At 74.1% G+C, this 10711-nt stretch carries 12 protein-coding genes; 3 read left to right on the top strand and 9 right to left on the bottom strand.

What is annotated here, in order from left to right; genetic code table 11:
• The 4 genes from AC07A6_RS25620 to AC07A6_RS25605 all read right to left on the bottom strand — a co-directional run.
• Window positions 1-297, bottom strand: a 297-nt coding sequence (locus tag AC07A6_RS25620; protein WP_478778739.1) for an acetolactate decarboxylase, incomplete at its 3' end; no start/stop codon positions are given.
• Window positions 298-446: 149 nt separating this feature from the next.
• On the bottom strand, window positions 447-1355 hold the full coding sequence (puuE, locus tag AC07A6_RS25615) for an allantoinase PuuE (RefSeq protein ID WP_362473975.1): 909 nt from the start codon (window positions 1353-1355) through the stop codon (window positions 447-449).
• A gap of 79 nt (window positions 1356-1434) precedes the next feature.
• Window positions 1435-2643 (bottom strand): enoyl-[acyl-carrier-protein] reductase FabV, encoded by a 1209-nt coding sequence (fabV, locus tag AC07A6_RS25610; RefSeq protein WP_478778689.1) that lies wholly within the window; start codon window positions 2641-2643, stop codon window positions 1435-1437.
• Between the two features lie 144 nt (window positions 2644-2787).
• Window positions 2788-3360, bottom strand: coding sequence for a TetR/AcrR family transcriptional regulator (locus AC07A6_RS25605; RefSeq protein ID WP_478778688.1), 573 nt, complete (start codon window positions 3358-3360; stop codon window positions 2788-2790).
• A 156-nt stretch (window positions 3361-3516) separates the two neighbouring features.
• Here AC07A6_RS25605 and AC07A6_RS25600 point away from each other — a divergent pair, with 156 nt between their 5' ends.
• Window positions 3517-4302 (top strand): SDR family NAD(P)-dependent oxidoreductase, encoded by a 786-nt coding sequence (locus AC07A6_RS25600; protein ID WP_386275703.1) that lies wholly within the window; start codon window positions 3517-3519, stop codon window positions 4300-4302.
• Window positions 4303-4348: 46 nt separating this feature from the next.
• On the opposite strand, the gene AC07A6_RS25595 is transcribed toward AC07A6_RS25600, so the two are convergent.
• Window positions 4349-4843, bottom strand: coding sequence for a C40 family peptidase (locus AC07A6_RS25595; protein WP_478778687.1), 495 nt, complete (start codon window positions 4841-4843; stop codon window positions 4349-4351).
• Window positions 4844-5017: 174 nt separating this feature from the next.
• On the opposite strand from AC07A6_RS25595, the gene AC07A6_RS25590 reads away from it, so the two are divergent.
• Window positions 5018-5386 (top strand): PRC-barrel domain-containing protein, encoded by a 369-nt coding sequence (locus AC07A6_RS25590; protein ID WP_478778686.1) that lies wholly within the window; start codon window positions 5018-5020, stop codon window positions 5384-5386.
• 74 nt (window positions 5387-5460) lie between these two features.
• Here AC07A6_RS25590 and AC07A6_RS25585 read toward each other — a convergent pair whose 3' ends face one another.
• From AC07A6_RS25585 to AC07A6_RS25575, 3 genes are all read right to left on the bottom strand, one after another.
• Window positions 5461-5877: a YjbQ family protein gene (locus tag AC07A6_RS25585; RefSeq protein WP_478778685.1), complete on the bottom strand. Its 417-nt coding sequence runs from the start codon at window positions 5875-5877 to the stop codon at window positions 5461-5463.
• A gap of 58 nt (window positions 5878-5935) precedes the next feature.
• Window positions 5936-7093 (bottom strand): glycoside hydrolase family 26 protein, encoded by a 1158-nt coding sequence (locus AC07A6_RS25580; RefSeq protein WP_362473995.1) that lies wholly within the window; start codon window positions 7091-7093, stop codon window positions 5936-5938.
• A 303-nt stretch (window positions 7094-7396) separates the two neighbouring features.
• On the bottom strand, window positions 7397-8065 hold the full coding sequence (locus AC07A6_RS25575; protein WP_478778684.1) for a TetR/AcrR family transcriptional regulator: 669 nt from the start codon (window positions 8063-8065) through the stop codon (window positions 7397-7399).
• Between the two features lie 59 nt (window positions 8066-8124).
• On the opposite strand from AC07A6_RS25575, the gene AC07A6_RS25570 reads away from it, so the two are divergent.
• Entirely contained in the window at window positions 8125-9363 is a 1239-nt protein-coding gene (locus AC07A6_RS25570; RefSeq protein WP_478778683.1) for an FAD-dependent monooxygenase, read from the top strand.
• Here AC07A6_RS25570 and AC07A6_RS25565 read toward each other — a convergent pair.
• Complete coding sequence (locus AC07A6_RS25565) at window positions 9329-10477, bottom strand: ATP-binding protein (protein ID WP_478778682.1); 1149 nt, start codon at window positions 10475-10477, stop codon at window positions 9329-9331. The genes AC07A6_RS25570 and AC07A6_RS25565 overlap by 35 nt on opposite strands.
• Window positions 10478-10711 lie beyond the last annotated feature (234 nt).

The following is a 10711-nucleotide window of genomic DNA, read 5'->3' as shown; positions in this document are numbered from 1 at the left end:
CCCCTCCCCCCCCCCCCCCCTCCCCTCCCCCCCCCCCCCCCCCCTCTTCCCCCCCCCCCCCCCCCCCCCCCCCCCCCCCCCCCCCCCCCGCAGCCGGTAGCACCGGCCGTCGAGGACGATCATCTCGCCGTCGAGCCGGTCGAAGGTGCCGATGCCGAAGTCCCCGTGCCGGCGGAGCTCGGCGATGGTGGTCGTGCCCTCGTAGACGCCCTCCAGCATGGCCGTCATGGTCGAGGTCTGGAAGATCCTCCCCCTCGGCCGGGGCTCGCCCGGCGGGTTCCCTTCCGGTGCGGTCATGTTCCCCCCTGGTTCCCGTGCGTACGCCGGACCCGCGTCGAGCACCGTAGGGAACCGCCGCCCCCGTCACAACGGCGCGCACGCGGTCGCGCGGGGCGCGCGAGGGTGTGCGCGGCCGGAGCGGCTTCCGCCCGTCGGACGGCTGGGCGTCAGCGGGCGGGCGGGTGCGTGGACAGCCAGTGGCGTGCGATGCGTTCGCGGGTGGTGATCCACGCACCGCCGCGCTGCGCGACGTGCCGCAGGAAGCCGTCGAGCGCGCGGATGCGACCGGGCCGGCCGATGATCCGGCAGTGCAGGCCCACGCTCATCATGCGCGGCCGGTCCGCGCCCTCGGCGTGGAGGGCGTCGAACGTGTCGACGAGGTAGCCGAGCATGTCGTCGGCGGTCGTGAAGCCGTGCACGATCAGGAACTTGAAGTCGTTCGCGTCCAGGCTGTACGGCACCACCAGGTGCGGACGGCCGGCCGCCTCGACGTAGAAGGGCAGGTCGTCCGAGTAGTCGTCGGAGTCGTAGAGGAAACCGCCCTCCTCGGCGACGAGGCGCCGCGTGGCGGGGCTCGTGCGGCCGGTGTACCAGCCGACCGGCCGGCGCCCGACGAGCCGCTCGATCGTCGCCGTGCAGCGCGCGATCTCGGCGCGCTCGGTCTCCTCGGGCACGTCGCGGTAGTCGGTCCAGCGCCAGCCGTGGCCCGCCACCTCCCAGCCGGCCCCGCCCATCGCCCGTGCCGCGTCGGGGTTGCGTTCCAGCGCCTGCCCGACGGCGTGGACGGTGAGCGGCGCGCCGTGCTCCGCGAGCGTGCGGTGGACGCGCCAGAACCCGGCCCGCGAGCCGTAGGCGAACATCGACTCGACGTTCAGGTCGCGCCCGCCGACCACCGGCGGCGCGCCGACGATCTCGTGGAGGTACCCCTCCGACGCCGGGTCGCCCTCCAGGACGCTCCGCTCGCCGCCCTCCTCGTAGTTGAGCACGAGGCTGACGGCGACGCGCGCCCCGCCGGGCCAGGCGGCGTGCGGCGGCTCGGCACCGTACCCGACGAGATCGCGCTGATGCTCCGACACGCGCCGCACCCTACCGCCCCGCCCGGCGGGAACACCGGACGGTGGCCGGGCCGTGTCGGGGTTCATGCGGTGCCGGGGTTCAGGGAGCGGGCCAGGGGACCTCGGTGGCCACGGGGGCGGTGTAGTCGACGCCCGGCACCGAGAACCCGTACAGGCGCCGGACCTCGTCGCGGAACCAGTCGAGGTCGGCGAGGCCCGCGATGGTGCCGGTCGTGGCGGCCTCCCAGCGCTCGGCGACGGCCGCCTGCACCTCGTCGGTGAGCTCCCAGGTGTCCAGCCGGATCCGGCCCTCGTCGTCCTGCGCGAGCGGGGCCGCGCCGGTCAGCTGGTCCCACAGGGCGGCGAGCTGACGGATCGGCGGGACCAGCTCCTCTCCGAGCACGCCGCGCAGCAGGCCGGTGTAGAGGGCGATGCCGGGGATGGCGGTGGAGGACTGGGTGACGGCCGCGCCGTTGACCGAGGTCACGGCCCGCCCGCCCACCGTCTTCGCGAGGCGCTCGTCCAGGGTGCGGGCAGTGGCCTCCAGGTGGGCCTTGGCCACGCCGATCGTGCCCTGCCGGTAGATCGCCGCCGTCAGCGGCGAACCGATGTAGGACAGTGCGGCGGTGGCGAAGCCCTCGGCGAGCAGGCCCCGTCCCGCGAGGTGGTCGATCCAGCGCTCCCAGTCCGCGCCGCCCATCACGGCCACGGTCTGCTCGACGTCGTCGCCCTCGGCCGGTCCGGTCTCGACCTCGCGGACCTCGGGAGTGCCCTGGTCGTCGAAGACGAGGGTCTTGGTGCGGTTCGCCGCGCCGATCGGCTTGAGGACGGAGGCGTACGCGGCACCGGTGTCGGGGTCGGTGCGGCGGGGCGCGGCCACCGAGTAGACCAGGTAGTCGAGCCGGCCGCCGAAGCGCCGCTCCAGGAGCTCGGCGACCTGGTCCTTCATCGCGTCCGAGAACGCGTCGCCGTTGAGGAAGACCAGGTCCCGCCCGGCCGCGCGGGCGATGCCGGCGGTGGCCGCGGTGCGGTACCAGCCGGCGGTGGCGGTACGCCGCGCCGTGGGGGCCTTCTCGAAGGAGACCGCGATTCCGCGGATCCCGGCCCGCCGCAGCCCGGCGAGGGTGGCGGCGAGGCCGTATCCGGCGGACGAGCCGATGACCAGCGCCACCGGGCCGTCGCCCGCGGGGACTTCGGCGGGAGCCGGGCACGCCTGCCACATGTCGTCCACCAGCCGCCGGCAGCCCGTCGGGTGGGAGTCGAGGAAGAGGAAACCCCGGTTGCGGGGGGTCAGTACGCGCTCGGTCACGGTGGCGGTCCTTGGGTCGGCCGGGACGGGGACAACACGACGGCCGGCAACGGGCCGCCGCGTCCCGCCAGTCTGCGACAGCACCGCCGCGGACCGGAGCCGTGGCGGGGGACAACGATCCGCAGTCGATCTTGGAGTGTTCCCCTAAGGGGTGCGCGGCGGGGCGAGCCGGGTGAGGACCAGCAGGGTGTCGACGAGGTCCTCGGCCGGGGCCCCGGTGGCGAGGCGGCGCAGCTGCCGGCCGAAGACCAGGGCCACGGCCGTGCCCGCGAGCCCTTCGGGATCCGGCACGCCGAGGTGTTTCAGCACCCGGGCGGCCAACAGGTCGTAGGCGGCGAAGCACTCGGCGGCGGAGGCGCGCAGCCGTTCGTCGCGGCCGGCCTGGACGTACAGCTCGAACGGGGCGATGTGGCGGCTGTCGAACGCGTCGCCGCCCGCGACCCGTGCCACCACCTCCGCCGCCCGCCCGATGTCGAACTGCCCGTCCGTGCAGGTGTCGGCGAGCTCCGTGAAGTGCCGTGTCTCCTCCGCCACGAAGTGCAGCAGGCTCTCGCGCAGCAGCTCGTGCTGGGTGGCGAAGTGGTAGGTGACGGAGCCCAGGGAGACCTCGGCCTCCCTGGCGATGCGGCGGTTGGTGACCGCGGCGATCCCGTCCTGCCCGATGATCCGCAGTACGGCGTCGATGATGCTCTGGCGGGTTTCGGAGGCACGGGGCATGCCGGCATTCTGCCCCATCGGCCGCAGCGGGCCACGGTCCGTGCGGGGCAGGGGAGTTGGGGCGGTCCGAGGTGTGGACACGGCGCGGTGCGCTCCCTACTGTTCGTTCGAACGAACAGCAGCCGGAGCGAACGCCGTACGGGAGTCGTCGTGGAGATGTCCGGATCGAACGTCCTGCTCACCGGGGCCACCGGAGGAATCGGAGCCGCCCTGGCGGCGCGCCTGACCGCCGAAGGGGCCCGCCTCACGGTCACCGGGCGCCGGGAGGGGGCCCTCAAGGACACCGCCGACGCGTGCGGCGCCCGCACCGTGGTCGCAGACCTCGCCGTCCGCCCGGACGTGCTCCGGCTCGCGGAGGCCTGCGCCGGGACGGACGTCCTCGTCGCGAACGCCGCCCTGCCCGCCAGCGGTGACCTGCTGGACTACACCGAGGAGCAGCTCGACCGCGCCGTCGACGTCAACCTGCGCGCGCCCGTCCTGCTGTCCCGGCTGCTCGCGGCGCGCATGGCGGAGCGCGGCCGCGGCCACATCGTGCTGGTGGGCTCCATCTCCGGGAAGGCGGCGACCAGGTCGACCTCCCTGTACAACGCGACGAAGTTCGGGCTGCGCGGCTTCGCCCTCGCCCTGCGCCAGGAACTCAGGGGCACGGGGGTGGGGGTGTCCCTCGTGCAGCCGGGCTTCGTCCGCGACGCGGGCATGTTCGCGGCGACGGGCGCCACCCCGCCGGGCGGTATCCGGACGGTGACGCCGGGACAGGTCGCCGAGGGCGTCGTACGGGCCGTCCGCCGTGACCTCTGCGAGGTCAACGTGGCTCCGCTGGAGCTGCGGCTGCTCAGTGCCGTGGCAGGGCAGTTCCCCGGATTCGCCGAGCGGGTCCAGGCCCGGGCCGGCGTCGGCCGCTCGGTGCGGCGGATCGTCGAGGCGCAGCGCTCGTACCGGTAGGCGGGCCGTCGCTCGTGGTGCTGGTTCGTTTCGCCCCGCTGCTCGTTCAATTGGCCCGACTGTAGCGGGCGGTGCCGGTCCAGATGCGTTCCAGCCGTACGCGGGTGCCGGGTTTGGGGGCGTGCCAGATCTTGTTGTGGCCGGCGTAGATGCCGACGTGGCCCATGGTTCCCCCTTTGGGGAAGAAGACCAGATCGCCGGGTGCGCGCTGCGCGTGCGGAATGTGGAGTGTGCTCTCGTACTGTGCGTCCGCGGTGCGGGGAAGGCTCCGGCCGGCCTTGCGGAAGGCGTAGAGGGTGAGGCCCGAGCAGTCGAATTCATCGGGCCCGGTGGCCCCGTACACGTAAGGTGCGCCTTTCTTGGAAGCTGCGACGGCCACGGCCTTTATCCCGTAGAGGGAGGCGGCCTGGGCCGGGCGGGCGGGGGTGAACAGGGCGGCGGCAACGGAGACCGAGAGGAGCAGGGCGGGGCCGCGATGTCTCTTCACGCGTTTTTCTGTTTTCGGCAATCGTGATACCTCCGCATTCAGATACAGGAACAAGACCGTGATGGTGACTGTTCTCGGTGACTGCGTAATGGCTCCCGACGACCGCCCATTTTGCACGAAGTGTCCGCACTTGCACGCTCGGACACGGCGCGAGTTTTCCGGGGCGCATGCGGGGCAGGCGCGGTCGTACGAGGAAAGACTTCCGTCGATCGGAAAGGACCACTCCTGATGACCGAGAACGCGTGGGGCTACCGCGAGACGTCCGGGCGGCTGCGGGGCGTCGACCTGAGCGGATTCGAGGTGGAGGCCGTCGACGGCGGCATCGGCAAGGTCGACAGGCACTCGGACGAGGCCGGCTCCGCCTACCTCGTGGTCGACACCGGCCCGTGGATCTTCGGCAAGGAGGTCCTCCTGCCCGCCGGCACCGTCTCGCGGATCGACGTGGACGAGGAGAAGGTCTACGTCGACCGGACCAGGGAACAGATCAAGAACGCCCCGGAGTTCCACCGGGAGAAGCACCTCGGCGACGCCGGTTACCACGGCCAACTGGCCGACTACTACCGCTCCGGCGGCGCATTCGGCGGCCGCCCGCTCTGAACCGCCGCCAGTGGCACCGGAGATGAACGCACACCGGCCCGCGCCCCCTCGGGGTGCGGGCCGGTGGCGGCGGATCAGCCGAGGAAGGACAGCCGTACGGTGCGCCGGGGGTTGTCCTTGTTGGTGTCCACCAGAACGACCGACTGCCAGGTGCCCAGGGCCAGTTCGCCGCCGACGACCGGCAGTGTGGCGTGCGGCGGCACGAAGGCCGGGAGCACGTGGTCCCGGCCGTGGCCGGGGGAGCCGTGGCGATGGCGCCAGCGGTCGTCGGCGGGCAGCAGCCCGGCCAGGGTGTCGAGCAGGTCGTCGTCGCTGCCCGCGCCCGTTTCGATGACCGCGAGCCCGGCCGTCGCGTGCGGGGTGAACACGTTGAGGAGACCGTCGCGCCCCCGGGCCGCCTCGCGCAGGAAGCCGGCGCAGGCCGGGGTCAGGTCATGGACGGTCTCCGCCGAGCCGGTGGTGACGTCGATGGTCCGTGTCGTGAATGTCATCCCGCCCTCCTGGGACGGGCGCCCGGGGACGCGGCGGACGGGCCGTGGTCCGGACGGGTCAATTCCGCGCGCCCGGACCGGTGCCGGCCCCGAGGGCGGAGCCGCCCCAGAGGGCGCCGGGTCCCGCCGCCTCGCGACCGGCAGTGCCGGGAACCCCGTCACCGGCCCGGCCGGCCGCCCCGCCCGGAAGCCCGCCCGGGCGCGGCGGTCCGCCCGCCGCCCGCCCGCCCCGGCCGGCCGACAGGAACTCCCGGAACACCTGCGCGGAGCGCGGGTTCTGCCCGCACTGCCACACACCGTGCGGGCAGTAGTCGGTGATGCTGTGGTACAGCGGCTTGTGGTCGGCGATCCACGCCAGCATGTCCCGCATGTACTCGGCGTTGTCGCCGTTGCGGAACAGCCCCCACTCCGGGTACGAGATCCGCTTGCCGTGCGCCCGCGCGAAGTCGACGTGCTGCTGGAGGCCGTACGGCTGGGTCACCTGCTCCTCGAAGCTCTCTCCGGGCGGCTGGTCGTAGGAGTCCATGCCGACGATGTCGACCACGTCGTCCCCGGGGTAGCACTTCGTCCAGGCGACCGCGTCCGGGCCCCGGTTGGGGGCGAAGTCGAAGCGGAACCGCTGGCCCCGGACCGAGCGCATCGAGGACACGATGTTGCGCCAGTACCGCTTCCAGCTCTCCGGATCGGGCTTGCACCGGTGGGTGTAGTTGAACCCGTTCATCTCCCAGCCGAGCACGATCACGGTGTCCTGCAGCCCGAGGGAGACCAGGCGCCCGGCCAGCCGCCGGAAGTGGTGGTCGTACGCGCCCTCCGCGCCGGCACGCAGCAGCTCGGCGACCCGGGCGTCGGGGACGTCGGCCTCGTTCCGGTCGAGCATGGGCACGTTGAGGACGAACAGCCGGTCCGAACGCTCCTTGCGCCACCGCGCCCAGGTGTGCAGGGAATCGGGCGCCCCCTCGATGTTCGTCCAGGTGTCGCCGGGCAGGTAGGTGTGGCCGGCGCGCAGGTCGGTGCCGCCGAGCCAGTGCGAGAGCCCCTGCATCCGGTCGACGCCGGGCGAGCCGTAGTGGAGGTAGGCCCCCACCGCGACCCCCTTCCCGGGGCCTCCCCCGGACACCCCGTGCGGCGCCGGGGCCGGGGCGCCTCCGGTGGCGAGCAGTACGACGGCGGCCGTACTGGCGCAGGCGCCGGCCATCCAGCGGCCTCTACGGGACATGGTGTCTCCACAAGGTCTGCGAAAGGGTCTGCGGACAGGTCTGTGAACGGGTCTGCGGGCGATGTGCCTCCCCAGCGACGTTAGGCACCCCGTCCGGCCAACGGCCTGTCCGGTGTCCCGATCCTGGACCATTCGCGGTAGCGGACGGCCGCCGCTTGACCCGACCAGGTGACGGCGTGGACATCCGTTCGCCCCCCCCGCCGCGGGGGAGGGGGGCGCGGAACGAACCTCTTCGGCCTCCGGGGCCGGCTGCGGTACGCCCCCGGCCTGCCGCACCCGGCCGGGGCCGCGGGCCCCGGCTGATCAGTCCGAGCCCGGCGCCGGCCCCGCCAGGCCGTGGAGCAACAGGGCCGTGAGGGCGTCGACGATCTCCTCGTCGGTGGCCCGCGGGCCGCCCTCCCCGGCCGTGACGACCGCGTAGCCGAGCATCGAGACCATCGCCCCCATGGCCGCGGCGATGACGGCCGGATCGCCCGGCAGCCGGTGGCCGCGCCGCGCCAGCCACTCCAGGTGTTCGCGCAGGACGCCCGTCTCCCCGGCGAGGGCCGCCCACGCGCGCCCCTCGCCGGGCGGGCCGGCGAAGTTCGTCTGCATCAGCGCCACGACCACCGGCAGGTGGTCGCGGATCACGTCCCACGTGACGGCCAGGTGCGCGCGGAGCTCCTCACGGTCGGTCAGGTCGTGGTCGGCCGGATGGCCCGCCGCGGCGATCTCCGTGTCCGCCTGCGCGCCCAGGTCCTCCATGAGGGCCTGGAGCAGGGCGTTCTTGTCCGCGAAGTGGGCGTAGAAGGAGCCCGTGGCGCGCCCCGCCTCGCGGGTGATGTCGGTGATCTTCGTGTCCAGATAGCCGCGCTCGGCGAACAGCCGCCGTGCCGCGGCCTTCAGTGCCGCCTCGGTCTCCGCGGCCTTCTCCTTGCGTACGCCCACGGGGCGGAACTCCTTGTCGCGCTTGACGTGCCTCTGACCCTCCATCATAGTGAACCCCACTTCGGTGAATGGAGATTCACTGAATCAGGATTCAGGGGGATCGTGTGCGTGTCATCGTGATCGGCGGCGGAGTGGCGGGAGCGGCGAGTGCGATCGCACTGCGGCGGATCGGAGCCGAGGTGACGGTGTACGAGGCGTACGCCGAACCGGCGGGCCAGGTCGGCTCCTTCATCAGCCTGGCCTCCAACGGCCTGCGCGTGCTGCGCTCCCTCGGTGTGCTGGAACGGGTGCGGCGGGCCGGTACCGACGTGCCGCGCCAGCGCATGTGGTCCGGCTCGGGGAAACTGCTCGGCGACGTCCCGCGCGGCCGCCTCGACGGCGACGAACTGCACAGCGTGACCCTGATGCGCGGCGCGCTCGTCGAGGCACTGCGCGCGGAGGCCCTCGCGGCGGGAGCCGAAGTGGTCACCGGCGAGCGCCTGGTGGACGCCGTCACCACCGAGGAGGGCGTACGGGCGGTCTTCGCGAGCGGCCGTGAGGCGCGGGCGTCCCTGCTGGTCGGCGCCGACGGCATCCGGTCGGCCACCCGCTCGCTGCTCGCCCCGGACGCGCCGGTCCCCGCGTACGCCGGCCTCTACAGCGTCTCGGGCACCGCCGACGGCGTCGACACCGAACCCGGCTTCTTCAACATGACCTTCGCCCGCAACGGTGCCTTCCTCCACCTCGCCGCCCCCGACGGCCGGATCTGGTGGTCGGCCCAGGTCGCGTCCCCCGCACCGCCGGACCTCGCCCTGCCCGGCGAGGAGTGGCTGCGCCGCCTCGCAGGGCTCTACGGACATGAGCGGGTGCCGTCCGAGATCCTCGCGGCCACCACCGAACTGCACCGGCCCACGCTGATGCACACGCTCGGAGCGGTCCCGGTGCGCCACGACGGCCGCATCGTGCTGACCGGCGACGCGGCGCACCCCGTCGGCGCGGGCCAGGGCGCCTCGATGGCCCTGGAGGACGCACTGGTCCTGGCCCGGTCGCTGGCCGCGGAGCCTTCGGTGGCGGCGGCCCTCGACGCGTACGACACCGCCCGGTCCGCGCGCGTCGCCAAGATGGTCAGGGCGGCCCGCGGCAACCGCGACGCCAAGACGGCGGGCCCGGTCGCGCGGCGGATCCGCGACCTGGTCATGCCGGCGGGGATCCGCCTCTTCCACGAGAGGGCCACCGCCTGGCTCTACACCCACGACTGCGGCGAACTGCCGGCCGTTCCCCCTCCCGCGGCGCGGACGGCGCGGGACGGGGACGGCCTCCGGCAGCCGGTCAGGCGGGGTGGGCGTCCCGCAGCACGCGGTTGACGACGGCGGAGGCCGTCTCCGGGTCCCGCGCGAACCAGGCGCCCACTTCCTCCCGCACGGCCTCCGCGACGCCGTCGCGCACCGCGGGGCCGCCGAGCACCCCGTGCGTGGCGCCCTGGAACTCGGGCTGGTCGAGCTTCACCGAGACCACCGCGACCAGCCCCTCGCATACGCGGTCGGCGGCGGATCCCGGCTCCGCCGCCGGCAGCGGCCCCCGCCGGCCCGCGAACGCGCCGACGGCGGACGCCAGCCCGTCGCGGAGGCCTTCGGCGTGCGTCCCGCCGTAGGGGGTGGGCGAGCTGTTGGCGAAGCTGAGGACCCGCCCGCCGGGGGAGTCGTGCCACCGCAGGGCCACCTCCACCGTCCCGCCCATCGCGGGGACCTCCCGCTCGAACCCGAAGACCTCCAAGTGGACGGGCGACCCTGCCCCCGTTCCGAGCAGGGCGACGAACTCCCGGGCCCCGCCCGGGGACCGGAACCGCTCGGAGCGCCGCCCGTCCGCGGCGCGCCGGTCGGTCAGCGTGACGTCCAGGGTGCGGTTCAGGAAGGCCAGCTCCCGGAAGCGGTCCGCCAGTACGTCGAACGCGTACTGGGCCGTGCCGAAGATCTCGGTGTCGGGCCGGAAGGTGATCACGGTGCCCGTGCCGGCCCCGGGGTCCGACGGCGCCGTGGCCGACGGGGTGACCTCCACGCCGCGCCCGTACTCCCGCAGCAGGCGGACGCCTTCGTGCCGCAGCTCCGTGGTCAGGCGGCTCGACAGCGCGTTGGCGACGCACAGGCCGGTACCGCCCAGGCCCAGGGCGACCACGTGCCGGCCGGCGTGCCGGCGCCCGGCGGGCAGGCGGCACAGCAGGGCGTCCGCCTCCTCGGCGGGCAGCGCCGGGCCGTCGTCGGCGACCCGTACCGAGCCGTCGGCCGTGAGGGTGATGTGCACGGCCCCGGCGCGGCCGGCCAGGACCTCGTTCACCGCCCGGTCGGCCACCTCGAAGACCAGCTGGTGCAGCCCGCGTTCGCCGGTCGACCCGAGATACATGCCGGGTCGCTTCCGGATGGCTTCCAGACCCTCCAGCACCTGGATGTGGGAGGCGTCGTACTCGATGCGGTCCTTGCTCATGAAGTCCCCCTTCGAAGGTGTCCAGCAGACCTCCACAGCCTAGGTGCGATCTCGCATAACGCCAGGTCAGGACCGGTTTCCCGAATCGGCGTACGGCCGGGTGGGCGCCTCGCGCGGGCCCGGACGGCGAACCGGTCGCGGGGGGGGGGGGGGGGGGGGGGGGGGGGGGGGGGGGGGGGGGGGGGGGGGGGGGGGGGGGGGGGGGGGGGGGGGGGGGGGGGGGGGGGGAGGGGG

Source organism: Streptomyces sp. NPDC044002 (assembly GCF_056434525.1).
This window is presented reverse-complemented; position numbering and strand designations above follow the sequence as displayed.